Origin of the sequence: Phyllobacterium brassicacearum, from assembly GCF_003010955.1 — a bacterium.
GTDB lineage: Bacteria > Pseudomonadota > Alphaproteobacteria > Rhizobiales > Rhizobiaceae > Phyllobacterium > Phyllobacterium brassicacearum.
Genome location: NZ_PGGO01000002.1, coordinates 270,700 through 296,368, shown reverse-complemented (window position 1 = coordinate 296,368; position 25,669 = coordinate 270,700). Strand labels below are relative to the sequence as shown.

Annotated in this window: 25 protein-coding genes and 2 pseudogenes; 13 read left to right on the top strand and 14 right to left on the bottom strand. The window is 56.6% G+C overall.

Annotated features, from left to right (window positions below; genetic code table 11):
- The first annotated feature begins 25 nt into the window (after positions 1-25).
- Positions 26-805 carry an SDR family NAD(P)-dependent oxidoreductase gene (locus CU102_RS04350; protein ID WP_106709748.1) on the top strand — a complete coding sequence of 260 codons (780 nt, stop codon included), beginning with the start codon at positions 26-28 and terminating at the stop codon, positions 803-805.
- A gap of 12 nt (positions 806-817) precedes the next feature.
- On the opposite strand, the gene CU102_RS30260 is transcribed toward CU102_RS04350, so the two are convergent.
- Positions 818-964, bottom strand: a complete 147-nt coding sequence (locus CU102_RS30260; RefSeq protein WP_245425177.1) for a hypothetical protein — start codon at positions 962-964, stop codon at positions 818-820.
- Positions 965-976: 12 nt separating this feature from the next.
- Here CU102_RS30260 and CU102_RS04345 point away from each other — a divergent pair, with 12 nt between their 5' ends.
- Positions 977-1,396, top strand: coding sequence for a helix-turn-helix domain-containing protein (locus tag CU102_RS04345; RefSeq protein WP_245425176.1), 420 nt, complete (start codon positions 977-979; stop codon positions 1,394-1,396).
- A gap of 50 nt (positions 1,397-1,446) precedes the next feature.
- Here CU102_RS04345 and CU102_RS04340 read toward each other — a convergent pair whose 3' ends face one another.
- The 8 genes from CU102_RS04340 to CU102_RS04310 form a co-directional block, all read right to left on the bottom strand.
- Entirely contained in the window at positions 1,447-1,716 is a 270-nt protein-coding gene (locus CU102_RS04340; protein ID WP_106709746.1) for a hypothetical protein, read from the bottom strand.
- Positions 1,717-2,121: 405 nt separating this feature from the next.
- Positions 2,122-2,628 (bottom strand): hypothetical protein, encoded by a 507-nt coding sequence (locus CU102_RS04335; RefSeq protein WP_106709744.1) that lies wholly within the window; start codon positions 2,626-2,628, stop codon positions 2,122-2,124.
- Positions 2,629-2,711: 83 nt separating this feature from the next.
- Positions 2,712-2,837, bottom strand: coding sequence for a hypothetical protein (locus CU102_RS30775; protein WP_280951873.1), 126 nt, complete (start codon positions 2,835-2,837; stop codon positions 2,712-2,714).
- 25 nt (positions 2,838-2,862) lie between these two features.
- Complete coding sequence (locus CU102_RS04330) at positions 2,863-4,014, bottom strand: helix-turn-helix domain-containing protein (RefSeq protein WP_106709742.1); 1,152 nt, start codon at positions 4,012-4,014, stop codon at positions 2,863-2,865.
- A gap of 261 nt (positions 4,015-4,275) precedes the next feature.
- Positions 4,276-5,319, bottom strand: a complete 1,044-nt coding sequence (locus CU102_RS04325; protein WP_245425175.1) for an AI-2E family transporter — start codon at positions 5,317-5,319, stop codon at positions 4,276-4,278.
- A 76-nt stretch (positions 5,320-5,395) separates the two neighbouring features.
- Positions 5,396-5,716, bottom strand: a complete 321-nt coding sequence (locus CU102_RS04320; protein WP_133624582.1) for a hypothetical protein — start codon at positions 5,714-5,716, stop codon at positions 5,396-5,398.
- A 36-nt stretch (positions 5,717-5,752) separates the two neighbouring features.
- The gene (locus CU102_RS04315) at positions 5,753-6,244 is read right to left on the bottom strand and encodes a DUF1269 domain-containing protein (protein WP_106709738.1); all 492 of its coding nucleotides are present in this window, start codon (positions 6,242-6,244) and stop codon (positions 5,753-5,755) included.
- Between the two features lie 151 nt (positions 6,245-6,395).
- Entirely contained in the window at positions 6,396-8,072 is a 1,677-nt protein-coding gene (locus CU102_RS04310) for an alpha/beta hydrolase (protein WP_106709736.1), read from the bottom strand.
- A 216-nt stretch (positions 8,073-8,288) separates the two neighbouring features.
- On the opposite strand from CU102_RS04310, the gene CU102_RS04305 reads away from it, so the two are divergent.
- Positions 8,289-8,603, top strand: coding sequence for a hypothetical protein (locus tag CU102_RS04305; RefSeq protein WP_106709734.1), 315 nt, complete (start codon positions 8,289-8,291; stop codon positions 8,601-8,603).
- Between the two features lie 20 nt (positions 8,604-8,623).
- On the opposite strand, the pseudogene CU102_RS04300 reads toward CU102_RS04305, so the two are convergent.
- A pseudogene (locus CU102_RS04300) lies at positions 8,624-9,070 on the bottom strand (sodium/glutamate symporter); the annotation flags it as partial.
- A gap of 591 nt (positions 9,071-9,661) precedes the next feature.
- Here CU102_RS04300 and CU102_RS04295 point away from each other — a divergent pair.
- From CU102_RS04295 to CU102_RS04285, 3 genes are all read left to right on the top strand, one after another.
- Entirely contained in the window at positions 9,662-11,212 is a 1,551-nt protein-coding gene (locus CU102_RS04295) for an AbgT family transporter (protein WP_106709732.1), read from the top strand.
- Positions 11,213-11,264: 52 nt separating this feature from the next.
- The gene (locus CU102_RS04290) at positions 11,265-12,467 is read left to right on the top strand and encodes a M20/M25/M40 family metallo-hydrolase (RefSeq protein WP_425351514.1); all 1,203 of its coding nucleotides are present in this window, start codon (positions 11,265-11,267) and stop codon (positions 12,465-12,467) included.
- A gap of 141 nt (positions 12,468-12,608) precedes the next feature.
- On the top strand, positions 12,609-14,444 hold the full coding sequence (locus CU102_RS04285) for an SLC13 family permease (protein WP_106709728.1): 1,836 nt from the start codon (positions 12,609-12,611) through the stop codon (positions 14,442-14,444).
- 164 nt (positions 14,445-14,608) lie between these two features.
- Here the strand turns inward: CU102_RS04285 and CU102_RS04280 are convergent, their stop codons facing one another.
- The 3 genes from CU102_RS04280 to CU102_RS04265 form a co-directional block, all read right to left on the bottom strand.
- Positions 14,609-14,851, bottom strand: a complete 243-nt coding sequence (locus CU102_RS04280; protein ID WP_106709726.1) for a hypothetical protein — start codon at positions 14,849-14,851, stop codon at positions 14,609-14,611.
- A complete protein-coding gene (locus CU102_RS04275) occupies positions 14,848-15,192 on the bottom strand; it encodes a hypothetical protein (protein ID WP_133624584.1) in 345 nt (114 codons plus the stop codon). Before CU102_RS04275 ends, CU102_RS04280 begins: the two co-directional genes overlap by 4 nt.
- A 1,168-nt stretch (positions 15,193-16,360) precedes the next feature.
- A complete protein-coding gene (locus tag CU102_RS04265) occupies positions 16,361-17,134 on the bottom strand; it encodes a GntR family transcriptional regulator (protein WP_106709720.1) in 774 nt (257 codons plus the stop codon).
- A gap of 202 nt (positions 17,135-17,336) precedes the next feature.
- Between CU102_RS04265 and CU102_RS04260 the strand changes: the two genes are divergently transcribed.
- The 6 genes from CU102_RS04260 (at position 17,337) to CU102_RS04235 (ending at position 23,932) form a co-directional block, all read left to right on the top strand.
- Positions 17,337-18,722, top strand: coding sequence for a family 4 glycosyl hydrolase (locus tag CU102_RS04260; RefSeq protein ID WP_106709718.1), 1,386 nt, complete (start codon positions 17,337-17,339; stop codon positions 18,720-18,722).
- A gap of 32 nt (positions 18,723-18,754) precedes the next feature.
- Positions 18,755-19,648: a carbohydrate kinase family protein gene (locus tag CU102_RS04255; RefSeq protein WP_106709953.1), complete on the top strand. Its 894-nt coding sequence runs from the start codon at positions 18,755-18,757 to the stop codon at positions 19,646-19,648.
- A 36-nt stretch (positions 19,649-19,684) separates the two neighbouring features.
- Positions 19,685-20,947, top strand: coding sequence for an ABC transporter substrate-binding protein (locus CU102_RS04250; RefSeq protein WP_106709716.1), 1,263 nt, complete (start codon positions 19,685-19,687; stop codon positions 20,945-20,947).
- 113 nt (positions 20,948-21,060) lie between these two features.
- Positions 21,061-22,167 carry an ABC transporter ATP-binding protein gene (locus CU102_RS04245; protein WP_106709714.1) on the top strand — a complete coding sequence of 369 codons (1,107 nt, stop codon included), beginning with the start codon at positions 21,061-21,063 and terminating at the stop codon, positions 22,165-22,167.
- Positions 22,168-22,181: 14 nt separating this feature from the next.
- Positions 22,182-23,057 carry a carbohydrate ABC transporter permease gene (locus CU102_RS04240; protein WP_106709713.1) on the top strand — a complete coding sequence of 292 codons (876 nt, stop codon included), beginning with the start codon at positions 22,182-22,184 and terminating at the stop codon, positions 23,055-23,057.
- Between the two features lie 11 nt (positions 23,058-23,068).
- Positions 23,069-23,932 carry a carbohydrate ABC transporter permease gene (locus CU102_RS04235; protein WP_106709711.1) on the top strand — a complete coding sequence of 288 codons (864 nt, stop codon included), beginning with the start codon at positions 23,069-23,071 and terminating at the stop codon, positions 23,930-23,932.
- Between the two features lie 173 nt (positions 23,933-24,105).
- Here CU102_RS04235 and CU102_RS04230 read toward each other — a convergent pair.
- Positions 24,106-25,088 (bottom strand): annotated as a pseudogene (locus CU102_RS04230) (IS5 family transposase).
- A gap of 213 nt (positions 25,089-25,301) precedes the next feature.
- Here CU102_RS04230 and CU102_RS30085 point away from each other — a divergent pair.
- The gene (locus CU102_RS30085) at positions 25,302-25,511 is read left to right on the top strand and encodes a group II intron maturase-specific domain-containing protein (RefSeq protein WP_208113804.1); all 210 of its coding nucleotides are present in this window, start codon (positions 25,302-25,304) and stop codon (positions 25,509-25,511) included.
- Positions 25,512-25,669 lie beyond the last annotated feature (158 nt).

The window sequence follows — 25,669 nt, the reverse complement described above, 5'->3', positions numbered from 1 at the left end:
CTTGCGGTGCAAGTGGAGAAGTATTGTGGGAAATCAGCTCAAGCACGCACCTGATTTCGGTCTTGCAGGAAAAGTGACGTTGGTGACAGGTGCGTCACGCGGAATTGGCCGAGCGTGCGCTCTTGCGTGCGCTGCCGCAGGCTCCGACATTGTTCTGGGTTTGCGTGACGTTGCGATGTCTCGGGAACTGATTAAGGAAATTGAAGAAATGGGAAGAAAAGTCCTTCCCGTTAGGCTGGATATTTCGAAACGTGGTGAAATCGAGACTTCTGTCGCTGAGGCTATTGAGACCTTCGGACGGATTGATGTTCTCGTGAATAACGTCGGCGTCGCACCCGGTGATCTTGCTGAGCGCGTCGCAGAGGTAGACGTGGACGAGATACTGCGGGTCAACATCAAGGGTACATTTCTGGTAACCCAGACGGTCGCCCGGCAAATGATTGCACAGAAGGCTGGTCGCATAATAAGCATAAGCTCCCAGGCCGGTACTGTGACGCTTCGCGGTGAGGCAATCTATTGCATGAGCAAGGCCGCCATAAATCACTTGATGCGCTGTCTTGCAGCCGAATGGGCGCAGTACGGCATCACCGTCAACACCGTTGCCCCCACTTTCATATGGACCGATGGAACGAAACCTGCGCTGTCTGACAAAGACTTTTACGACAAGACACTCGGACATATTCCCTTGGGCCGGATCGGGGAAACTGATGATGTTGTGGGTGCTATTGTATTTCTGGCATCGCCGGCAGCTTCCCTCATTACTGGACTAAATTTGCTAGTCGATGGCGGATGGTCGGTATCATAAAAACACTAAAGACTAATAGGGCATTGGGGTCACGCTAATCGTCTTCTTCGTCGTAGACAACAACATCCGCGACAGGACCTGACGCTGTACCTGATTGCCCGTCATGCCGGAACAGCGGAAGCGATCCGCATATCCAAGCTTTTCCTCTATCAATGGCATCGTGACGACCAGTTGCCATATGCATCCATGATCGCAAATGTCGATCACGGCGACGCGGTCGTCAAAAAGTGTCAGGAATATGCCCCGTCGAACTACCAGTCGGCGGAAATTCTCTCCGAACTGCTCAAGCTATCCGGCTTGCCGAAGCGGTCGTTCGATCGGCGGTTCAGGAAAGCGACTGGGTATTCGCCGCTTGAATATATTCAATGGCTTAGGGTCGAGGAAGCCAAACAAATGCTGGAACTCGAGGACATGCCGATCGATGAGATCGCCTTTGAGGTGGGATATTCTGACCTTACATCTTTTCGTCGTCTATTCCGGAGGCTCGCTGGATTGACTCCGGGCGAGTATCGCCGACGGTTCAAGCTGCCTGCGAACGTCGAGGCGGCCATTCGAATTCCATCGCCTGCGGATGTTTCCAAGCTTGGATGACGGCTTCTAGCCCCAAAGCAGCCATTGGAGCCAGCTCCGAAAAGCAGGCGTCACTCTCGTTGTGACGCGTAAGCTTCTAGCATGCGATCGACGTCAGATAGCTGCCGATAGAGTTCGTCTAGCATATCATCAACGACATTCATCTTTTCACCCGCGACGGCAAAAATTTCCTGTGAGGCACCGCGGACCTTGGAGTCGGAGACCGCCTCCAATATCAAATCGAGCCCATCGTAGCGATAACGGGCGTGAGCAAGTGCATCTTTGATGTCGATGACGTGCCTGCGAAATGGATCAAGCACTTCGCCTAAATCAATCTTCATCCGGGATCTCCACTATTCGAACGATGATTTTTGTGCCTGCACATTAATGGATGCTGACCGAGTACGATACATTGTTTGACTTGTGTGGCGGCTGGCACCTAAGGGGTCGCAAGTCGGCGGACGAGAAGTCCCAGTGTCAGGATCCGCATCGCGGCTCCATGCCAACACGCCCTTTTGTGTTGTCGACGCTCGGGTCGTCGCCACCAACAGATCGGCCTTGGCCGTGTCAGACGCCGCAGTGCTGACGGTCGTCAGGACACCCCGGCAGGTGACGCACATGCCGCAACACCGCCCACCATGAAAGTCAGTACGATTGCACGGACTATCACAACGCTTCGACTGAACACAGGGGCATATCCAATTCGCCAATTTGACCGATGCCACAGTGCATGATCGCGCGGAAGCTTAAACAGAATATATTTGAAAGAAGGCCAGGACTGCGCCCACGGCGATGCCAATCAGTGGCGCTATTATTCCTCCCAGTTTTGCCCTTCTGAGCGCGCGGGCCTGCCGTTCGCTTACTATGCGGTTGGTCCGGTACCGTTCCCTGAAGACTTCGAGATAATGTCGCGAAAATGCAGGTCGGTCGTTTCCGTTATCGGCGGCGAGCAACCAAAATTCGGCGTCACGGCCCGGCAGATCGATGTCTCCGACTTCAAGGGCGCGAAAACACTGCCAGGACGACCACACGAGTACCAATGTCAGCGATAAAAGTTCCCAGCCAACTGCTGGTGAGAATTCGCCTGCTGCAAGCGACGTGACAGCGCCTGTCGCTGTGGCAAGAGCGATAACGGAAAACAGCCGAAGAAGTCCCAGCGCCTGGTTGTTGCTCGAATAGATGAGTGCGACGATAGCATTCTGTCGAAATCGCGTATCCTCGATAGCCAACTTCCAGTCATCATTATCAAACATGGCACCACGCCCCCCTCAGCTTCCAAACAAACGCGGTCAACAATCGCACAATCGACCGCTTTGCAGTGCCGCAGCAGCGGGCGCTAATACAGAAGCCAGGCAATTCCTATTGCAAAGACAACGCCGATCAGGACCAATAAGGTGAACGTGAAGGGCCCGACGTTCACGCCGAGTTTTCGCAACCGCTCGTCCATATCGTCATGACGCATCGAGAACCTCATCGCCTGCCGCAGGTCAACCGTGAAGCTTGCGTAGCAGCACTCCGAGGCGTTCCTCAGGGGCTGCGGTGGCAAGTTCGCCTGTGGGCATACTCGGGACGCCGCTCTTGCGTCCAGCCCGCACTTCGCTTGGCGTGTAGCCGAACTCTCTCTTGAATGCCCGGCTGAACTCTGCCCCATCGCTAAAACAACGCTGCTCAGCGATCTCGATAATGCGACGCTTGTCGTTCGGGTTCGCCAGTGCCGCGTGTGCATCGAGAAGACGCTGGTGCTGCAAGTAGTGTATAACGCCGCCGAATGGCTCGAACATCCGATAGAGCCCCGTGCGTGAAATCGCGAGGTCCCGACGCAAGACATTTGCATTGAAGGATGGGTCGAACAATCTGGATTGCACTATGCGGCGTGCCTTTTCGAGCAGTACGCGGGCAATGGGTGCCTGAGCCTCCTCGATATTGCCGGGAGACGGCAGCAGGCACGCTCGGATCATCGACTGCGTCGCGCCCACGAGTTCAGGGAGATACTCTGCCTCGACCGCTGGCAGCCGCTTGGCTAATCCTATGAAGTAGTCGGACAACAGCCGGCCCATCGCCGTGTCGATCGCGGAGAACTCGGCAGCGCCAAGGACGTGTGCCACTTCCGGATCGAAGTCCCGGGGAACAAACAGAATGAGCATTTCGCTATCTGTTACATTTCCTTCAAACCAACGCCCAAGCGAATGGACCTGGACGACACCGGCACCACCTTGAAAGCTACTGGCCGGACCGACTGTGCTGATTGTGCCGTCGAGCGGAACGGTCAACGTCCAATGATCCAGCGCTTCCCTGCGTGTGTGACCAGGCACACTTGCAAACTCGAGTGCGCTCGTTCTGATCCGGGAGAACGCGAGGCTGCCGAGATCCCAGACGGTTTGCTTTCCTTCAAAGCCACAGGACCTGTCCCTGCGTTCGCTAAGCTCGAGCATGGATGAGAAGCTTTTGCGCCAGGAGTCATACTGCTGGTCGATCGGCACTCTTCTGGTATCAAACTTGAAAGCGGGAATAGAGGATGAGCCGGCCGATGACCGCTTCGATTGGGGAGGAGGGCAGTTGACGGCAGACGCCGATGCTGCGTGTGCGAAGTTTTGATCGAGCGGAGCATCCGATGGTACGATATGATCATGAGCGTTCATGATTTCACCCTACGTGCCCGGAACGGCGTGCAGACAGGCGACGTTGCCACGTTGTCTGAGTTGCATGTGGTATTACTTCGATCCATTTTTGTTGGGGAAGTACAAGGCATTGCTGCTCCAAAAAGCCACCGGAGTTAGAAATCACGCAGTTACAAATGCTCGTCTTGAAAAGTATGACACAACCCCCACAGTCTGTTCAGTACGTAACTGTTACGAAACGAGTTGCATAACCTGCGGTCCTCTACTTGCAAGCGCTGGATATTAGATCGAAGCTTTGTCGGAATTGTCAAAAGACCTTGCTGACAGCAACACGGCAATCCATTTCGCTCCTGACGATTCTTCGCAGTAGATAATGAAAGCGATGAGAATGGGGACGCCAATGAACGCGCCCGGCACACCCCACATAAAGCTCCAGAAGAACACCGCAAAAATGACTGCGAAAGGCGAAATCGCCAGGGATGTGCCGATCAAAAGGGGTTCAAGATAGCTCCCGATCAGAAACTGGATCAGGTTCAGTCCGACAAAGACTGCCACGGCCATCTGCCAGGTATCAAACTGGCCGATGGCAAAAAGAGTCGGCAGGACGGTCGCTACGAATGGTCCGAGAAATGGGATGTAATTAAGGGTGAAGGCAATTGCGCCCCAGGCAGCCGCCAGTTCGAGGCCGGCGAAATAGGCAAATGCCCAGACGATCAACCCGGTCAGGATGCTGGCAAACGTGCGCACAAGCATGAACCGGCGTAGTTTCTTTGATACTTCACGATTGGCATGGAGCATTTTCATGCCCTGCGGTTGAAGGGCGGGGGAGCGAAGACGCTTGCCGAAATCCTCAATTTCCAGGAGGCCGAGCATCACGAAAACAAAGACTAGCAACGCAAATCCGACGAAACTGTTGAGGCGACCGGCCAATCCCTGCGTAAAACCGACGAGCCATGTCACGTCGAAACGGTCGGCGAGCGGACCTGCGATGCCGATCCCGTGTTCTTCCAGCCATTCGGACCAGTGGACATAGACATCCTGGAATCTGCGGGCATTGACGAACAGCCATTGGCCAAGCTTTCGCAAGCCCCAGGTCACCGAGGATCCGACGGCGACGATGATGAAGATTGTCAAGGAGAGCGTCACGAGGAGGGCAAGGAGTTGGGGCATCCAGCGCTGCAACTTGATCTGGAGCGGCCCTACGAGTGCGATGACGAACAGGGAAAAGACGAGCGGGACGAAGATTGCCTGTCCGAAGCGGAGCAGCGCGAGAACGAGGATACCGGTTGCAAGGTAGCCGATCATCGGTTTTGCATCTTGAGCCATATCGTGCTTAGCGCCCCTTACCCGAACCCAACCCGATGCCCCCAATTCTGTCGCGCTAGCTCCCCGAGGCGCTTGTTCACACAAGTCCAGCGATTACCATGAGAAGCACACCACCGAGGAGACCGGCAATGCCAATTCCCACGAGAATTTCCGGTGTGTAGCCGCCGACGGCCTGAACCGTAGCGTCGGCCGCACGCTCCACATGCCCGACAAAACGGCTCACACCCGGTGTACGTCCTGCCAGCCAGGTCAACGCGAGTCCTCCTATGATCCCGGTCAGAGCGCTGCGCGGGAGCACAAGGCGAAGACCTCTGGCCCAGTGGGCCACGGCCATTCCCCCAGCGGCTCCGCAAACCATCTCGATGATTATCGGGATGATTGATCCTGCTGTGAACACATGCAGAGGTCTCCTGTGCTCTACTGCCTCAACGGGTCACGATGTGGCCTTTTGCAGAGCGTCACGCAGAACCTGCTCCTTGGTTTCGTCCAACGAAGTCTTGAGAACGACGCCGCCGTAACCCGAGATATCCTTCAGGACCTTGTCGGCTGTCATCGACTGCACGAGCACGAACAGTGCGGCGTTTCCAGGCTGAATATTGGCCGCGAGGTCCTTCATGAAATTGTCGTTGATGCCAACATCCGTCAATGCCCCGCCGAGGGCACCCGACGCGGCACCCACCGCTGCGCCGATCAGCGGATTGAGAAAGAGGACGCCAATCAGCAAGCCCCAGAAGCTGCCGGATACCGCGCCAGCGGCTGTCGTGCTCACCATCTGGTTGAGCTTGATTTTGCCGGCGTCCGTCTTGGTGGCGATGACGGCATCGCCGAGGGTGATCAAATATTCTTTCTGTAGTTCGATGAGGCGATTGCGCACCTCCTCGGCTTTGGGTTCGGTGGGATAAACAATCGCAATCAGATCAGACATGTTGCCTCCAGTTCTTTACGGTGACTAACGCTGGGACGCGCTGTAAAAAACTATATCGTGCCCAGCACGTCGAAGAGATTAGCCATGAATCCCAGAGCTATGCATTGTGTTTCTTTTTCCACCGAAGGCCGGTTGCACCTTAGCCAAGCGATCAATCGCCTGGAGGTGGATTGTCGGCGCTCCGCGACTGTTCGACGAAAAACGCCTTTAGGCGAGAAATATCTTCAGGCTGAATGTCTTGCGGAACGGTAACGGCAACCCAGCCGTCGATATAATGCTCCGGGGCGTAGACATGGCCATACCCCATTGGCGAGGTCGTGGCGATTGCCATGTCGAACAAGAGCTGCAGCATTGTTACACCCGGAATCCAGTGCAGACTCGGCGAGACATCTGGACCGCGCGGGTTCTTCATCCATTCCGGCTCCCGATACAACGCGGGGAAATCGAAGAACGTCACGGGATCACTGGCATATTGGAGATAAACGATGCGAATGGGTCCCCAGACGGCACCTGGAATATCGAGGGCGCTGTTCTGGTTGGTAAACCTTATGATCGAACCGTCGCGGAAGCGCGGCAGCCATGCCGGTGAGCCGGGATTTCGGTCGGAGGTGACGTGGTTCCAAATGCGGCTTTGAAAGGGAGGGCCACTCCACAGGGCTCCTTGAAAGGGATCGCCGATGATATCGTAGAGATGGGTAGAAAGTTCGGAATTCATCGCGCCGAGGCTCAATCCATACAAATACAACCTTGGGCGGCTGTCACGCGGAAGGGTAACCCAGTAACGGTATACTTCGCGAAAGAGCGCCTGGCCTGCCTCTGCGCCGTAGCCTGGTTCCACAAGCAAGGATAACCAACTGCTGAGATAGGAATATTGCATCGCGACGCTGGCGATGTCGCCATGATGAAGATACTCGACGGTATCGATGCCCTCAGGATCGACCCATCCTGTTCCCGTCGGAACGATGACAATCAACGCCGATCTCTCGAACCCGCCGTCGCGCTTCAATTCCTCAAGCGCCAGCCGCGCTCGTTCATCGACGGTTTCCGCGGAATTCAGGCCGACATAGACCCGAATGGGATCAGGCGCCTTTGCGTTGAAAAAATTGCCGATCTGCGCACCGGTAGGTCCGGAAGCGACAAACGCGCGACCCTGCCGTCCCAAATCCTGCCAGTCGAGGATCGATCCCGGGCCGCCAGGTTTCGCAGGATCCGCCGGGCGCGTTGAGCCGTCGTCGATCCTGGCATCGAGCTCGCGAAAGGATGTGTCGACCATGCGCAAGACGACCTTGAACAAGACACCCTGTGCCACCGACCAGAAGAGGGCTACCGCCAGAACGCCACCAACGACCCTGGACACGCGCCGCGGCACGACACGGTTCAGCCAGCGCGAGAAAAGCCGAAACGTCTGCCTGAAGAGGCGCGCGAGGACGATGACCACCAGAAAAATACCGAGCGCGATCGCCGCAAGCTCAATTGGTTCAACGCTTTCGACCGGCCCAAGCCCCATGAGGCTCCGCACTGTGTTTTGCCATTCGGCCGCCTTCCACAGGAAGATGCCAGCTGTTCCGATGCAAAAAATGACAGCAATCCATTTGGCGGCCTTTTGAGCCCGCGCGCGTGGAACCGGAATTTCCAGATAGCGCCAGAGCCAGACGGCCGCCACGCCCACGCCATAGCCGAGTGCCGCGCAAAAGCCGGAGAGCGCGCCCTGAACCAGGAAGGAGCGCGGCATGAGGCTCGGCGTAAGAGATGCGGCAAAGAAGAGGATGCCGACAAGCAGACCAGCGGTGGAGAACGACTTTGCCAAGACTGAAATATAAGCTTTCATACCGGGTTCCCCTTAACCGACGGTATCGACTCGCTACCCCATCGAATATTGATGTCAATTCCGGTCGGTGTCACGCTGTTATTAACTATCCAACAGTTCATCACTTTGATCCTTTGGCAATTGCTTTGCTTTTCATCTAGTCTGATGTGACTTTCCGATTGGCCGACCCAAGCACTACCAACTGCATTGAAATGCTGTTTCATCCTGGAGGTTACCTTGCGCAAAACTGTGTGGATCTCACTTGGTGTTGCTTTTGGCCTTTTACTCACGCCCGTAGCGCTGCCCACCGATGCGAGCGCCGCCACCGTCACCATCAACATTGGCTCGAGTGTCAGCAGCGGCAGGGGAATCTCGTGCCGCGAAGGCGAAAGACGGCTTCGCAATCGCGGCTTCAGGGATATCAGGCGCATCGATTGCCGTAGCCGCTTCTTCGTCTATCGCGCGTGGCGCGGCAGCAACCGGTTCGAGATCGCGCTCAGGCAAAGGGATGGGCGCATTGTTGACATGCGCCGCATCAGCCGCACGCGCTAAACGGGTCTTGGCCAGCCCGCTCAATTGACGAGAAAGCCGATCGCGAAAGCATTCGCGATGTCGATGAATAATGCCGAAACCAATGGCAGGATAATGAAGGCCATCGGTGCCGCGCCGTGGAGTTTGGCAATGGCAGTCATGTTGGCAATGGCTGTCGGCGTCGCCCAAGGCTTATGCCGCTGAAGCCCCCGGCAATCACCGCGGCGTCGTAGTTGCAGCCATCAGCGGGAATACAACGAAGATGATGTAGGCGATTGCAGCGACGGTCTGGATTGCCAGGATCAGAAGCAGCGATGGTCCAAGCCCTCCGAGCGTCCAGAGCCGCATGCTCATCAGCGACATTGCAAGAAAGATGCTCAGCGAAAGGTCGGAGACAAGCGCCAGCGCGCGTGTACGCGTCGGCCAGAACGGCATGATCGCGGAATGGCATTGGTCAAGACGATCGCCGACAGCAGGCAGGCGACGAAGCGGGCAGACTGCCCGTTGCTTCGGCCGGGCTTCACAGCTGCGCCTGGCGTGGCGGCGTTCATGCACTGCGAGAGATGAATTCCCCGGTATTGATGATTTTGACGCGCTGGTGAAGCGATAAACGGTGGCTCGAGGGCTCTGAAATGGGCGAGAATGCCTCGATCCGGATCACGGTATTAGAGCCGGGAAATTTGAACTGAAAGCTTGGTTTTGGGATTCCATGCCTATCACAGATAATTGGAGCAACACTATATTCAAACCCCGTAGCGCTTTCGGCGTTTGTCGTCGGCGCCGAAACTGGTGACCTTCACGTAGGGGATGAAGGCGGTGCTACTGTTTTCATTGTTCAGCATATTGCTTTCAAGCGCGACAACTGAAGGAGGGAGCCCGCATCGATACCTGATGCGATCATTGGCGGCTTACCAACGATTTATGCGATCCTCTGGCGGAATGCCCCGGGACGGTAGCGTTGACCACGGCTTGTCGTTTTGGCGAACACAAATTGAGCAAGCCCGGAAAACGCGCCACCAGCACCTTAATGACCTGCGACCAATTGGGCCGCAATCGGTTGGCTTAACGGGAGACATGAAATGACCACTGCAAATACTGCGCCAAAGACCGTGATGCAAAGATTGCTGGATGGCGTCGAGAAAGTGGGAAACATGGTTCCACATCCAGTGATCATCTTCCTGATCCTGATCGGCATCGTTATTGTTCTGTCGGCGGTGCTGGGTGCTTTCGGGGCGGCGGTCAGCTACGAGCGCATCAACCCGGACACGCACGAAATCGAAACCGCTTCGACGGCGATACGCAGCCTCCTGAACGTTGAGGGCATCCGCTTTCTCTACTCCTCGCTCATTCCCAACTTCATGAGTTTCACAGCAGTGGGGCTTATGATCGCCGCTATGATCGGTGCAGGGGTAGCTGAGGAATCCGGTCTGGTCACGGCACTGATACGCAAGCTCGTAATCGTTTCGCCGCGCTGGGCGCTGACCTACATACTGGCATTCGTGGGCATCCTTGCAAGTATTGCGGCAGATGCGGGTTATCTGGTCCTCATACCGCTCGCAGGGGTCGCCTATCTGGCAGTCGGGAGGCATCCGCTGGCTGGTCTGGCACTCGGTTTTGCGGCAGTGGCCGGCGCTTTCACCGTCAACATGCTCATCAAACCTCTCGATGCAGTCCTCGTGGAATTCACCAACGACGCGGCACGGCTGGTCGATCCCGAGCGATCGATCGGGCTGGCATCAAATGTCTGGTTCTCCATCGCGTCAGTGATCTTCCTCACCATCGTTATCGCATTCATCACCGACCGCATGATCTCGCCGCGACTGGGGGAATACAAGCCGGAGGCGTCGGCTGACGGAGGCGTTACAGATCAAGGGGCGACCCTGTCCGAGCGGGAATCACGCGGTTTGAGGTTTGCGCTCTACGGGCTTATCGGTCTTCTGGTGGTATTCCTGCTGTTGACTCTCCCGAGTGGCGCGCCGCTTCGCAATCCTGCAACCGGCGAACTGATCGGCAACTCCCCATTCATGAACGGGCTGATCGCGCTCATCATGCTCATCTTTCTGGTGACAGGGTGGACTTACGGCATTGGCGCCGGCACTTTGCGGACACTGTCGGAGGTGATCGGCGCGATAGAGAAGTCCATCAGGAATATGGGCGGGACGATCTTCCTGTTCTTCGTCCTGAGCCAGTTCGTCGCCTACTTTACTTATACCAACATAGGCACGGTTATGGCACTCAGCCTTTCGGGCGCGCTACAGGCGGCAAATATTGGTGCCCTGCCACTGCTTATCGGCTTTATCGTGGTGGTGGCGATCATCGACCTGTTGCTAACCGGCGCCATTGCAAAGTGGGCGATCTTCGCTCCGGTCTTCGTGCCGCTGCTGATGAAGCTCGGGGTCGAGCCGGAAGCTGTGCTTGCGGCCTATCGCGTTGGTGACTCGCCGATGAACGCGATTACCCCGCTCAACGCCTATTTTGCGCTCGTCGTCGGCTTCGCCCAGAAATACGACAAGTCCGCGGGCGTCGGCACCATAGTCTCGCTGATGCTGCCCTATGTCGTTTTGATGTTCGTGCTGTGGACGGCTCTCTTTGCGGTCTGGAAGGCCCTCGGGCTGCCGTGGGGCCTGTAGCGAAGACTGCGGATACCTCAGCGATTAAAACTCAAATGATCGGATGGATGTCATGAGCAACAACCCTATTCCCCTCGACGTCACGGCGGCGGAAGATCACCTGATGCGGTTTCTCTCGGTCGAGGGCGTAACCGGACAAGAAGCCAACATTGCCGCTGCGGTATGCGACGCTCTGAAGAAGGTCGGCGTGCCGGAGGCGGCCATTCGTTTCGACGATGCCAACAAACGTATTCCGCTACCGACCGAAACAGGCAACCTGATCGTGGACCTGCCCGGGACACGACCGGGCTCGCGGCTTCTCTTTTCCACTCATCTCGACACCGTGCCGCTCTGTGCTGGCGCAAAACCACGGCGCGAAGGCGACCGCATCGTCTCGGACGGCACTACCGCGCTCGGCGGCGATGCCCGGACCGGGGTCGCCGTTCTCGTAGTGGTCGCCGAAACACTTATCAAGCACAAGCTGCCGCATCCTCCAATCACGCTGTTGTTTACTGTACGCGAGGAAAGCGGGCTGCATGGTGCACGCGAGCTCAACCCTGCCGATCTCGGCGGTGCGGTCATGTGTATCAATGTCGATGGCCAGATGGCTTCCGACCTGATCATCGGCGCCGTCGGCCAGGAGAATTGGGAAGCAGAGATCACCGGCCGTGCCTCCCATGCCGGCGTTGCACCTGAAAAGGGCATATCGGCAACGATGGTCGCAGCGATAGCTCTTGCCGAAGCGCGGCGGGCTGGCTGGTTCGGAAAGGTCGTCAAGTCAGACGGTCGGGGCACAAGCAATGTCGGCATCTTCGGCGGTAAGGACAACAAAGCCGCCGGCGACGCGACCAACGTCGTGACCGACTTTGCCTTTATCAAGGGCGAGGCGCGCAGTCCCGAATCCGCCTTCGCGACGAAGATCGCCAACGGCTATAAAGATGCATTCACGAAAGCGCAGAGCGAGGTTACAGACGATGCGGGCGACACGGCCGGGATGAAATTCAGCCACGTGGCATCCTATCCACCGTTCGAACTGGGTAAGGACACTCCCATCGTAAAGCGTGCGACCAGGGCGTTGCAGACACTCGGCATTGAGCCGGGCTATGTATTCTCCAATGGCGGACTGGATGCCAACTGGCTCGACAAACACGGTGTTCCCACCATCACTATCGGTTCTGGCCAGGCCGAGATCCATACCATCAAGGAATATGTGAACCTTCCGGAGTTTGAAAAAGGCTGCCGTATCGGCGTGCTAATGGCGACGCTCGATGACTAATGGTTCGCGGGGCCGGTCAATGATGGCCCATATCGATGCGCGATTGCCTTGAGGCATCCCGCCGTAGGCAGACACGCCGCAAGGTTGACGTGTTCGATGGGGTTGGACAGCCCGAGCAGGGCCAAGTGAGGAACTGAGCGATTGAGCCCAATAGCATACACAGCCACCATCATCGCCTTCGCCGTCGTTCTGTTCGTCTCGAACAAGCTGCCGGTCGTCGTCGTCGCCATGCTGACCGCATTGGCACTATGGGCGAGCGGCGTGCTGACGCTTGGCCAGGCGCTTGGCGGCTTCGGCGATCCGGCGGTCATCTTCATCGCGTCGCTCTTTGTTGTCAGCTCCGGGCTTGAGGTAACCGGGGTCACCGCCTGGGCCGGGCAGTTGCTCATCCGTGGTGCTGGCGAAGAAAGCCGGACGCGCTTGCTGCTTCTGAAAATGGGGCTGGTTTCGCTGCTGACCGCCCTGATCAGCGTCAATGGCGCCGTCGCAGCGCTCCTGCCTGTGGTGGTTGTTATCGCCGTCCGCCTCAAGCGCAACTCGTCACAGTTGCTCATGCCGCTGGTTTTCGCCGCGCATGCCGGCTCAATGCTGGCGCTGACAGGAACGCCGGTGAATGTGCTGGTTTCGGAAGCAGGACTTGACGCGGGTGTCGGCGGCTTTGGATTCTTCGAGTTCGCGCTTGTCGGAGTGCCGCTTCTGGCCGGAACCATGGCGATCATCGTGCTGTTCGGAAGGCAGCTACTTCCCGAGCGTAACGGCGCCACCATGCCGGCCGATTTCAGCCGCCACGCCAAGACGCTGGTGGAGCAATATGGGCTAGCAAGCGGAATCTACCAGCTGCGGGTGCGAACAACCTCACCCTATGTGGGCGTGCCATCGTCAGGGATCGATCTGTCCGCGCATCCGGGGCTACAGCTGGTCGCTATACAGGAGGGCGAAACGGCCGGGCCGCTCCGAAGGCCCCTCGTGGCCGAGGGCGACCATCTGCTGATACGCGGTGATAGCGACGCGGCCGCTGCATTCGCGGCGCAGATGCATCTTGCGTTTCGCGATAAGAAGGCGGCCGGCCAGGGCGAGGAGACGCTCTTCAATCGCAGCTCCGGGCTTGCAGAAGTCGTTATCCCGCCACGCTCGGGCCTTATCGGGGAAAAGGTTTTCCCGGGGATGGTCACCGAAAGTGGCGACCTGATCGTTCTGGCGGTGCAGCGCCCAGGTTTGGAAACCGGCACCGCCAATGCAGCCAGGGGCGCTGCCGGAACCGTGCTGCAGGCTGGTGACACCATGCTGCTGCAGGGAACCTGGAAAGCGCTTGATATTCACCTCGACGATCCAGACGTTCTGGTGGTCAATTCACCGGAGCTGGTACGTCGTCAGGCCGTTCCCATGGGGCCCGGCGCGCGCCAGGCCATCATTATTCTGCTTGCGATGGTCTTGCTTCTGGCGACTGGCATTGTGCCGCCAGCGGTGTCCGGCCTGCTTGCTGCCGGTGCGATCATCCTGTCAGGGATCATGAATGTCGAGCAAGCCTATCGCGCCATCGGCTGGACGACGGTGATCCTCGTGGGTGCCATGATGCCGCTTTCCACTGCGATGGTGGAAACGGGGGCGGCAAAACTGATGGCCGAACATCTCGTCGATCTCGTCGGCGATGCCGGACCTGTAGCGCTGCTTGCGGGCTTGTTCATTTTGACAGCGGTGATGGGGCAGCTCATCAGCAACACAGCAACCGCACTGATCGTCATCCCGATCGGCGTGGCGGCCGCCACGGCGATGGGCATCTCGCCCCGTCCGGTGCTCATGAGCACGGCGGTGGCGGCGGCAGCGGCGTTCCTGACGCCGATTGCCACGCCGACGAATTTGATGGTTATGGGCCCGGGCGGCTATGCCTTCAGCGATTACTGGAAGCTTGGCTTGCCACTGCTGATCTGGTTTTTTGTGGTTTCTGTTTTCATCGTGCCGTTGATCTGGCGCTTCTGAGAGCCTCTGCGCCGACCTACTTCGATTTGACCAGCCCGGAGAACTCGGCGACCGCCAGCAGCGTGCGCTGCGCAGGCAATTCGGTCAGATCAGGCGGTTTGCTTCATCAGATTGCCCGACAGGCGCGGATTTCTTCAGTGGGGCTATGAAAAACAACTTGGCCGTTACACATCTCGCTTCTTCATCAATTTTCTGAGCTCCGTTTCGACGGATAATCGTATGTTGACGTGCATCCTCAATGATTCAGCATCCGCCATGTCGATGATGGCCGCCAGAACTTCGGCCTTGTTCCATCCTGCCTGTTGAGCATCTCTCATCAATTCATTTAGCCGAACCGCGATGGCCCGTTGGCACTCGAAGCAACGATCCGGATGGTCACGAGTACGATGTGGACCTCTAATGGTCATGATCCGTCACCTGTATACAAATAATCATTCTCGGGCTGAATTCCGGTCATGGCATCATAGATCATAATGCCGTCCTGCGATTTGCTCGACATCATAAGGACTTCCCCAAAAATGGAATGATGACCACGAACGGCGTGGTAGGCGTATCGTTCAGGATCGGATGCTTCCTTGATCGTGATGTCCGTAAAGGCAAACTTGCCTTCCGCGTTCTTGGGAAAATCGATTGCGAAGGATCCCGGCTCAACGCCTTCCACGGTCAACGGATGCTGATTGCAAAGCTTATCTGGGGCGAAATACGCTAGTTTGCAGTCCTTGCCACGAAACCTGACGTTCCAAGTCACAGTCGGGTCCTTCCTGCTGCTTCCTGTTCCAGTTGAGCGGCTGTTTTGGAGATGAGGTCTTCGTCCCGCATCCCCTTGTCGAAAAGATCCATTACCTTCCGCGCGAGACGGTTGGCGTGTTCGTGTTTCGATGAAGAACGCCTAAGCAGCAACGATGCTCGCTTGTGCGCCCGGTTCATAAGGTCCCAATCTCGGGTAGAATAAGAAAAGACGTAAATCGGATGGGCCACAACCTGCTCCTTGCTCTTGTGGCGGGAGCGCATTCCATCTCTCAAGCACCGGAAGCCATTTGTGATTAATGCCCGGCGGCGCCTGGAGAGTATACTCATGACGACGGAAAGCGAGGCCTTTTTACAAAGGAATTCGTATAATTGTTCATCCCGTCGATTCTTAAGATCGCTGTCGTAACTCGCCCGCCCGCCAATTGGCGACTGGTTTCATGATGGTTTCCTCGGGTATGGAAGGGGCGTAAAATCACCGCTGGCGCTGGCATACACGCTTGCGCACCGCGGGAGGTTTAGCAACGAAGATGGAGAGAGCTTTCGGTGTCGCCCTCGCGTTCTTTCTCGTCTTTTTGTTCATCTATTTGGTGGCGCGCTTGGTGGGCTGGGCTTTTTAGGGCCGCTCCACGCGGGCTGCAACGTGATTTGACATGCCGCGTAGAGAGGAACGCGCTGAGTTATGCCCTCTATCGGGAGCAGGGGCTCGGCGTTTGGTCACTGCCGTGACGGGCACATCGCCGGGCCTCACTGCAACCATTCTTGCAGTGCCGCGTTATCACACTGAGGGATCAGCAGAGGACTCGGCGCCGAATTTTCCGGTGCCCGGAAAGGCGTCGGGCCTCACCGTCACGGTTAATCCTAATTTAGTCAGACACACGCACGCTTGGATAGCTGATGCCACATCGCTCGGCGGACCCGATCTGCTATTGTATCGCGTATCCCGGAAGGTCGGGCCTCTCAGCACCGCAGATTTGTATTCGTTGTCGGACCTTCGGGTGTGACGCGTCGGAGGCCAACGTGCGTTCAATTCCAAACATCAGCCCGTCGCTGATCGGGAAAGCCGGCTTGTTGTCCCGGATCAGACGGCCCAGCTATTGGCGAACTTTCCGCAAACCTCATCATAGATTAACCTGCGCCAAATGCCTGATCGATGCACCAATGCCGTGTTAAACCCGTCGGCGAGATTGGGTTAGCGACAATGGATATCGCACTGGATGATAAGCCATGGCGCTGACGTTGACCGGGCGATATTCATTGTCATAGGAAATCTGATCCAGTGTTAAGACGGCTGCGGGAAGCTCAAGTTGCAGAAGCTGGGCTTCCAGTTCTGAAGCGAGCCGCGCACTCAAGGTTGACTGGCCACGCGTCGGTACAACGCCATAGCGGTCGTTGAACTCAGCATAGAGCGATCTGTTTCCCGCGGCCCAGTCGATATCGAGAATGCCCGGTGCGATTGCTTCAGCAAACCAGTCCCTCTGTACGACGACAGGCAGATCATCAAGGAAACGTAGACGTTCTATGAAGACCACATTCGATCCTGATGGCAGGGCGAGCGGCCGGGTGATGTCCAAATCAGCCTGAATGATGGCGCTGCAAAGCAAACGCATCCCGGGTTTTCGATTGTTCGCCTCGGCTGTTTCCGTAAAGCTGCGAACGATCTCGATTTCATACGTTGGTTTCGGTTTAGCGACATAGATGCCTTTTCCGGCACGTGTCTGCAGGAAACCGAGATTCTCGAGATCCTTGATGGCCTGACGTACGGTAATACGGCTCACCCCGTACATCTCCACGAGCTCGCGCTCCGAGGGGAGCTTGTCGTTGACCGACAATTCCTTCCGGTCGATCCTCTCGCGGAGGATGATACGTAACTGAACATAGAGCGGGTCCGGGTGGTTTCGATCTATCAATCTGGTATCGCCAGATGGCGCTATGTTTGCCATATCGATTCTTTGCTCGCTCTCGGATTCCGCACGCAATCGGCAGATTGCACCTTCCTTAAGCCAATACAAGCTACAGCCCGAATTGCTTGTGAATGCCGCCTTGTGCGTGTCATGCCAAAGTCAAAAAATTCAATTTCAGCCTTGGTTGACATAACTGGTTATGACCAGTACGGATAACATAGTTGGAGCATTGGAGCAATCGATGAAGCTTACGTTAGTTGGTGGCGGCGGTGTACGGGCGCCACTGTTTGTAGGATCGGCGCTCAGGCGTGCAGAGCGAAGCGGGCTGACGGAAATCTGCCTGCAGGACATCAACGAAACGAAGCTGGAATTGTTCGGCCGGATCAGTCAGGAAATCGCGCGCCGCAGCCAGTCTCCGGTCAAGATTTCGATGACCAGTGACGCCGAACGGGCTCTTGAAGGGGCAAGTTACATCGTAACGACGGTGCGGCCTGGTGACGAGGAAGGCCGGATCAAGGATGAGCGCGTCGCTCTGTCCCATGGTGTTCTTGGACAGGAGACCACTGGTCCTGGTGGCTTTGCGATGGCGTTGCGTAGCATCCCCGTCATCCTCAAATATGCAGAACTACTGAAGAAAGTCAGCCCGGATGCATGGCTTTTCAATTTTACCAATCCAGCAGGCCTGGTCGCCCAGGCTTTGCAGAATGAAGGCTATCACCGGACGATCGGAATTTGCGATGGCGCCAATGGCGCGCAGGAAGCATTGTCGCGATGGTTCAAGGTTCCGCAAAACGACGTTCATGCGGAGGTTGCCGGGCTCAACCATCTTTCTTTTACCCGGAGCGCAAAAATCAACGGCGAGGAAGTTCTGCAACCGTTGCTCGATGATGATCGGTTCTTGAGCTCAACGTCGCAACGCATGTTCGATTCCAAGCTGATCCGGCATCAACGCAACTGGATCAATGAATATCTCTATTATTACTACTATGCGGAAAAGGCCGTAGCTGCCCTGAATTCGGATGAGCGCACGCGCGGCGAAGAAGTCAAGGATCTCAACAAGGCGCTGGTGGAAACGCTTGGCAAGATCAACCTTGATACGAATGCCGATGAGGCATTGGAGCGCTATTATGCCTATGAACGCCGCCGCAGCGCGACCTACATGCACTACGCGTTGGATGACGCTCCGAGCATGGAAGAGGCTGACAAGCTGGTCGATGCCGTTGTGGAGGGTGAGCATGGTGAAGAAGGCGAGGGCTATGCCGGCGTTGCGCTCAACCTCGTCGACGCACTGCAGACAGGCAAGCCTTGCTATAGCGGTTTGAACGTTCGCAATGAAGGCGCCATCGATGGCCTTCGCGCGGATGACGTGGTTGAAGTCAGCTGCGTTGTTGACAAGGACGGGGTCAAGCCGCTGAAAATTGGCCAGATGCCGGATGCACAATTTCAGCTCGTGCAGAATGTGAAGCGATATGAGCGACTTGCCGTTCAGGCTATCAAGGAGCGCAGTCGCGATGTGGCGGTCGAGGCACTGATGGCGCATCCTCTCGTCTTGTCCTATTCACGCGCGGTGCCTTTGGTGGATGAATATCTGTCCGCTCACGCGCAATATGCAGGAGAGTGGATGTGAACGCGCAGGCATCTGGCTCCGCCTATGACGTGATGGTGGTCGGAGAATACTACTTCGATCTGATCTTTCGCGGCCTTCCCGCCATCCCGAAGATCGGTGCCGATCTGTGGGCGAAGGAATTCGAGTGGGTTCCAGGTGCAGCATTCTCGACGGCGCTGGCGCTGACGAGGTTGGGCACACATGCCGGATGGTGGTGTGCCTTTGGGAATGATGTTTTCAGCCGTATGATCATCGATGAGGCGCGGCGGGAAGGCATCGACGAGGGGCTGTTCATACACCGCCAAAAGCCATGGCGCCGCATCAGTTCCGCTTTCTCATTTGCCCATGATCGCGGATTTATCAGTTATAAAGAAGACCAGGACCCAAGTCCTACACCCGCCGATCTTGAGCGGATACGGCCTCGAATCCTGCTGTTGCAGGGGTTTTCTCTGGACGCCGAACGCACTGCGCTTATTGCAGCCGCACGCGAGCTCGGCATCAAGGTCTGTTCCGATTGCCAGCACATCGAGATGGATTTGTCGGCGCCAGGCATGGTCGAGACATTGCGCCAGATCGATGTCTTTCTGCCGAATGAAACGGAAGCCAAGGCCCTGACAGGGGAACAGGACGTTGAAGCGGCGTTGAAATCGCTCGCGCGGCATTGTCCGACCGTTGTCATCAAGTGCGGTGCCGACGGAGCGTTCGCATCGGACAAAGGTCGCCTCTATCACGCTCCTGCACTTGCCGTCGAAGTCTTCGATACCACCGGAGCAGGCGACAGCTTCAACGCAGGATTCGTGTATGGACTGCTGCACGAACCCGATTTCGCATCCGCACTTGATGTCGCAGTCATCTGCGGCTCCCTCGCGGTCACCGGCTATGGTGGCCGCAATTTACCCTTTCATTCCGATCTCAACCAATATCGACGGCACAGTGCCGCGATCTAGTTCGCTTCAATCACACAAGAAAAGCAGGGAACGACTATGAAACACAAATTGAAGTTACTCGCAGGTCTCACAGTTCTGGCAATGGCGGCAGCATTTCCCGCGAAGGCCGAAACGATATCGATGTTTTGCTCGGCGACGGATTACGAACTCTGTGAGGAAGGCGCGCAGCAATGGGCGAAGTCTTCCGGCAACGAGGTCAAGATCAATCGCACCCCCCAGAACCTCGACGACGCCATTCCGATCTATCAGCAGCTGTTCGCTTCGAATTCCTCGGACGTCGACTTGCTGTATGTCGACGTGATCTGGCTCGGAATGATGAAAGACCATTTCGAGGATCTCAGTTCTTTGGTTCCGGAAGGGGAGATCAAGGCTCATTTTGCTTCGGCAACCGATGCCGCCCGTATTGACGGTAAACTCCTTGCCATGCCCTTTTACATCGACACGGGTCTGATGTTCTACCGCAAGGATCTGTTGGAGAAGTACGGCAAGCAGCCGCCGAAGACATGGGATGAACTCACGACAACGGCGAAGGAAATCCAGGATGGCGAACGTAAAGCCGGCAACGCTGATATGTGGGGCTATGCGTGGCAGGGTCGCAGCTATGAAGGGCTGACGTGCGATGCTATCGAATGGATTGCCTCGGGTGGCGGCGGCACGATTTTATCAGACAAGGGCGATGTGACGATCAACAATCCCCAGACCGCTGCTGCCTTGACGCGGGCGAGGGGATGGATCGATACAATCTCACCGAAGGGTGTCCTCAATTATGACGAGGAAAGCTCGCGGGCATTGTTCGAGAGCGGCAATGCAGTATTCCATCGAAACTGGCCCTATGTATGGGGTACCTCTCAAACCCCGGATGGAAAGCTGCTGGGTAAGGTTGGGGTTTCCGCGCTTCCTGTCGGAGCCGAGGGCCAGAAATCGAGCGGAGCTCTGGGTACAGCCTATCTCGCTGTTTCCAAGTACTCGACAAAGAAGGAAAAGGCGGCGGAACTTTTGCGCTACATGGTCGGGCTTGAGGACCAGAAGATGCGTGCGTTAAAGGGTGGATATAATCCGACCGTCGAAGCACTCTACAGCGATGCCGATGTGCTTGCCAAAATTCCATTCTTGCCCATGGCGAAAAATGCTTTCGAAGAATCTGTCGCCCGCCCGTCTGCGACGACAGGCAAGGACTACAACCGAGTCTCTCGTACGTTCTACCGTGCGGTTCATGACGTCATTTCGGGAAAGGGAGATGTCAATGACGAGTTGGCGCAGCTTGAAAAGCGGCTGAAACGCGATTTGAAGGCGAACTGAAGTCGAGGCACCTCCGGGGGATGTTAATCCGGAGGTGCCTGCCCATCCTTGCTCCGCGGACAGTTTGACGGCGCAGAAAAGACAACGAACGAAGAAAGACCAGGGGCAGCGGAATGGCATCCGTCACACTGAAAGAAGTCAGCAAGAGCTTCGGCGCGTATGACGTGCTCCGGTCAATCGATCTGACGATCGATGACGGCGAGTTCGTTGTTTTTGTAGGCCCTTCCGGTTGCGGAAAATCGACGCTGCTGCGTGTCATAGCGGGCCTGGTTCCTGTTTCGAGTGGCGACGTCTTTATTGGCGGAGAACAGGTCACGGACGTTCCGGCGTCGAAGCGTGGGGTCGCTTTCGTTTTTCAGACCTACGCTCTTTATCCCCACATGAATGTGGCACGAAACATCAGCTTTGCGCTGGAGACCGCACGTATGGCGAGAAATGAAATTCGCCAGCGTTTGACGAAGGTGGCTGACATGCTGAAGATCCGCCACCTGCTGGATCGCAAACCAAAGCAGCTATCTGGTGGTCAGCGCCAGCGTGTGGCAATCGGGCGTGCCCTGGTGAGCCAGCCGCAACTGTTCCTGTTCGATGAACCGCTCTCAAATCTCGATGCGGACTTGCGAATGGAGATGCGGTTCGAGATCGCCAAGCTGCATGCCGAAATCAGCACGACGATGATCTATGTGACTCATGATCAGACCGAGGCCATGACGCTTGCCGACAGGATCGTCATCCTCAATCATGGTCGCATTGAGCAGATCGGATCACCCCGCGAGCTTTACGATCGACCGGTAAATCGCTTCGTTGCAGGCTTCCTTGGAAGTCCGCGAATGAACTTTGCTCCCGTGTCCTTTGACGTTTCTTCCATGTCGCTGCTCGGACCAAAGGGTTTCGCGTTCGAAGGTCGACTTGTTGGCGATGCACAACCGGCGACGCTCGGGCTGAGGCCCGAAGCGTTGAGAATAGTCAAAGCCCAGATCCCTCGATCGATCCAGGGCATTTTTGAGCGGGTGGAGGACCTCGGCTACGAACAGATTGCCTACGTCCGGCTAACCGAAGATCTGGTGTGGACGGTACGGTCGGCCGATCCGCTTCCGGACCATGCCGCGGGTCAGCCTGTAGGGCTGGCATGGCAGACCAAGGATCTTTATCTCTTCGATGATGCGGGGATGCGCGTCGACGTCCTCGCTGCAACCGAGCCGTTCGCTATCGAACAAAGCTAAGGGCAGTCATTTCGATGCAAAACCGAGAAACAAGGATAGCCTGGTATTTCCTCCTGCCTTTGCTCGTTGCGTTGGCTGCGGTGGCGTTGTGGCCGCTTGGGCGCAATATCTATTTTTCCTTCACCAATGCCTTTCTCGACAATCCCACTGATTACAGTTTCGTCGGCTTGGAAAATTTCGCGACTGTTATCGAAGACCCTGTTTTCTGGGGTGCTGTGAAAAACACAATGATTTTCACGCTTGTGTCCGTCACACTCGAAACGCTGCTGGGGCTTGCGGTCGCGCTGCTGCTCCATCGGGCGTTTGCCGGGCGAGGACTTGTGCGTGCGGCCATTCTCGTACCCTGGGCCATGCCGATGGTCGTGTCTGCCAAGATTTGGGAATGGATGTTCAACGACCAGTTTGGCCTGATTAACAAGGCTCTTATCTGGCTGGGGTTCCTCGATAAGGGTATCGCCTGGACGGCCGATCCCTCTCTCATCCTTGGAACGATCATCTTCATCGATGTTTGGGTTACCACCCCTTTCATGGTTCTTCTCATTCTGGCTGGATTGCAGCTCATTCCCGAGGAGATCTATGAGGCCGCTGAGGTGTCGGGTGTTCCAGCCTGGAAGCGTCTCTGGTCGATTACGCTGCCGCTCGCCGCGCCTGCGATCGGCGTTGCCGTGCTGTTCCGCACACTCGATGCGCTGCGGATGTTCGATCTGAGCTATGTCATCGCAGCAAACAGCGAGAACGCCATGACCATGTCGATCTATGCCAGGGATCAGCTGATCGGATTTCAGGACCTTGGCGTCGGATCCGCAGCTTCAACCTGGGTGTTCCTCATCGTGGGTTTGGTCGCGATCCTGATCGTGAGCGTTTTGCGGCTCGACCGGAATACAACGTAGGAGCCTGCACGATGACAGGGCCAAAACGCTATTCAAACCAAGCGTACCGCAGATTGAGGGCCGTGAAGCGCTTTGGCCTGTATGCGGGCGTGGCCATCGTCCTCGCTTATATGCTTTTTCCCTATTATTGGGCGATCATTTCTTCAACCAAGAGCCGCGCGAGCCTCTACAGCTTCAGTCTGTTGCCTTCGCTCGATTTCAGCAATTACATCAGCCTGTTCAACAATCCCATTTTCATGGGAGCGATCGTCAATTCCGCAATCGTCGCATTTTCAAGCAGCCTGATTTCCTTAATCATAAGCCTGCTTGCGGCCTATGCGTTAGGCCGTCTGCATTTTCCGGTCAGCCGCATCATCCTCATTTGCGTCCTGATGATTTCGGTATTTCCGCAGGTGGTCGTTCTCTCCGGCATGTTCGAGGTGATCGGCTGGCTTGATTTCTACAATCGCCCAGCGGCCCTGATCTTCTCATACCTGCTTCTGATACTGCCGTTCACGACGTGGGTCTTGACGAGCTTCATCCGCGACCTGCCAACCGAACTTGAAGAGGCGGCACTCATTGACGGGTGTTCCAGAATTAGGATACTGACTCATGTCCTTTTGCCTCTGATGGGTCCGGCCATTGCAAGCACCGGGCTGCTCGCCTTCATTCTGGCATGGAATGAATTCCTGTTTGCGCTGACATTCATTCTCACCGATGAAAACCGCACGGTCCCGGTTGCCATAGGCTTGTTGACAGGCAGCAGTCGCTATGAGTATCCGTTTGGGCAGATTATGGCCGCGTCGGTTACCGTCACGTTGCCGCTGCTAATCCTCGTTCTGATCTTTCAGCGCAAGATCGTTGCGGGCCTGACCGCTGGTGCGGTTAAAGGTTGAGCTTGTTTGGGTGTCAGTCCTTGGCGGCGCCTAGCGGAGTGTTATTCGGCGCGCGGATTGCCCCCAATCACGACCCTATAGTGCGGCTAATTTTCTATTAGGTATTGTCGCATAAACGGACGTTGGTGCGCGGATATGGAATCGAACGCATTTCGATCTTATGATGTAGTCGGTCATGCCGGCCTGACTTGATTCCGGACAGACTCCGGGTGTCCGCACGCCAGCATACGATTGAGAACGATGCAACCGATGGCCACCTCGGTCTGCTGTGCTGCGAACGAACGAGCCCGCAAGCGCGATCCGATCAGCGCCTTGTATCGCCCGATGGCGGTTTCGATCAGAGCGCGCTTGCCATAACCGGTGGCCGCCTGCCATTTCAATCGGCCTTGTTCTGCAATCACCGCGATGTGGCCGTCCCGTTGACCGGGTGGCCCAGTATCACCGCTTTCCACTGCCGTCGAACGGGGTGGAATGACGACGATCGCGTTGCTGCTATGCCGCAGGATCGTCTGATAGGTCGGCTTGCCATCGTAGGCTCCATCAGCCGTGAAGCGATCAATCTTACCGTCGATCTGGCTGAGCAACGGCTCTATCTGTGAAGGATCATCGGTGTTCTGGTCTGTCAGACTATGAGCAATGATTTCGCCATTCTCGGCATCCAGCGCCAGGTGGAGCTTGCGCCAGTTGCGACGTGATCTGGCGCGCCATGTTTCTCCTCCAGCCATTGCCCGGCGCCGTAGACTTTCAATCCCGTGCTATCGACAAGCACATGCAGCGGGCCGTCCGGCAGAGGCCGGTTTCGTGTGGCTGGCAGCTCCCACGTCTGCGACCGGCTCAGCGTCGTATGATCGGGGACGGGCACATCAAGCCCCATGAGATCCAGCAGCGAGTGGAGCAATCCCTCGGTCTGGCGCAGCCGCATTCCGAAGACGCAACCCAGCGTCAGCGCCGTTTCGATGGCGAGATCGGAATACCGGGCTTGGCCGCCTCGGGTCTTGCGTCGGGGAGCCCGCCACCCGACCAGTGCCTCCGGCGTTACCCATAATGTCAAGCTACCACGCCGGCGCAGACCTGCCTCGTAATCGGGCCAATTCGTCACCCTGAATTTCATCTTCCCGATGCGGTGACGGCGAATAGAATTATGTTTGTAGGGCATGGCACGGATCAAGCTGATTGCGATCCCGTCTGCCTAGCGCCAAACCGTTGACAAAGGATCCACGCACCAACGCTGCGATTTGCCGAATGTGGACTGACGTTACATCCAGACAAGACACAGATCGTGTATTGCAAGGATAACGTTCGGCGGCGGGGGCATTGCCCCAACCAGAAGTTCGACTTTCTCGGCTACACCTTTCGGCCGAGACTGGCAATGAACCGATGGGGCAAGACCTTCGTCAATTTCAGTCCGGGTATCAGCAACCGAGCCACGAAAGCCATCCGTCAGACAATGCGGGACTGGCAGCTTGACCGCCGTATCGACAAGCGCATCAATGATCTGGCCAAGATCTTCAATCCGATCCTTCGTGGTTGGATGAACTACTATGGTCGTTACCACAATCGGCACTTTCCCGAGCATTGATGCATCTCGATCTGCGCCTGGCACGCTGGGCCATGTCGAAATATCGCCGCCTGAGACGCCATCGTCGGCGTGCGCGGTACTGGGTCCAGGACGTAAGGCGTCGGGAGCCAGCGCTGTTTGCACATTGGCGATTGCTGTATCGGCAACGGCTGGACGGT

What these genes read in the sequence shown, in the direction of transcription:
- CU102_RS04245 (WP_106709714.1), top strand. Translation starts at nt 21,061, where the DNA reads ATGGCATCCGTCACACTGAAAGAAGTCAGCAAGAGCTTCGGCGCGTAT.
- CU102_RS30775 (WP_280951873.1), bottom strand. Translation starts at nt 2,837, where the DNA reads ATGCGTCATGACGATATGGACGAGCGGTTGCGAAAACTCGGCGTGAAC.
- CU102_RS04330 (WP_106709742.1), bottom strand. Translation starts at nt 4,014, where the DNA reads ATGAACGCTCATGATCATATCGTACCATCGGATGCTCCGCTCGATCAA.
- CU102_RS04280 (WP_106709726.1), bottom strand. Translation starts at nt 14,851, where the DNA reads ATGACCATTAGAGGTCCACATCGTACTCGTGACCATCCGGATCGTTGC.
- CU102_RS30085 (WP_208113804.1), top strand. Translation starts at nt 25,302, where the DNA reads ATGAACCGATGGGGCAAGACCTTCGTCAATTTCAGTCCGGGTATCAGC.
- CU102_RS04335 (WP_106709744.1), bottom strand. Translation starts at nt 2,628, where the DNA reads ATGTTTGATAATGATGACTGGAAGTTGGCTATCGAGGATACGCGATTT.
- CU102_RS04325 (WP_245425175.1), bottom strand. Translation starts at nt 5,319, where the DNA reads ATGGCTCAAGATGCAAAACCGATGATCGGCTACCTTGCAACCGGTATC.
- CU102_RS04340 (WP_106709746.1), bottom strand. Translation starts at nt 1,716, where the DNA reads ATGAAGATTGATTTAGGCGAAGTGCTTGATCCATTTCGCAGGCACGTC.
- CU102_RS04265 (WP_106709720.1), bottom strand. Translation starts at nt 17,134, where the DNA reads ATGGCAAACATAGCGCCATCTGGCGATACCAGATTGATAGATCGAAAC.
- CU102_RS04260 (WP_106709718.1), top strand. Translation starts at nt 17,337, where the DNA reads ATGAAGCTTACGTTAGTTGGTGGCGGCGGTGTACGGGCGCCACTGTTT.
- CU102_RS04250 (WP_106709716.1), top strand. Translation starts at nt 19,685, where the DNA reads ATGAAACACAAATTGAAGTTACTCGCAGGTCTCACAGTTCTGGCAATG.
- CU102_RS04315 (WP_106709738.1), bottom strand. Translation starts at nt 6,244, where the DNA reads ATGTCTGATCTGATTGCGATTGTTTATCCCACCGAACCCAAAGCCGAG.
- CU102_RS04240 (WP_106709713.1), top strand. Translation starts at nt 22,182, where the DNA reads ATGCAAAACCGAGAAACAAGGATAGCCTGGTATTTCCTCCTGCCTTTG.
- CU102_RS04290 (WP_425351514.1), top strand. Translation starts at nt 11,265, where the DNA reads ATGAGCAACAACCCTATTCCCCTCGACGTCACGGCGGCGGAAGATCAC.
- CU102_RS04255 (WP_106709953.1), top strand. Translation starts at nt 18,755, where the DNA reads ATGGTGGTCGGAGAATACTACTTCGATCTGATCTTTCGCGGCCTTCCC.
- CU102_RS30260 (WP_245425177.1), bottom strand. Translation starts at nt 964, where the DNA reads ATGCCATTGATAGAGGAAAAGCTTGGATATGCGGATCGCTTCCGCTGT.
- CU102_RS04295 (WP_106709732.1), top strand. Translation starts at nt 9,662, where the DNA reads ATGACCACTGCAAATACTGCGCCAAAGACCGTGATGCAAAGATTGCTG.
- CU102_RS04235 (WP_106709711.1), top strand. Translation starts at nt 23,069, where the DNA reads ATGACAGGGCCAAAACGCTATTCAAACCAAGCGTACCGCAGATTGAGG.
- CU102_RS04310 (WP_106709736.1), bottom strand. Translation starts at nt 8,072, where the DNA reads ATGAAAGCTTATATTTCAGTCTTGGCAAAGTCGTTCTCCACCGCTGGT.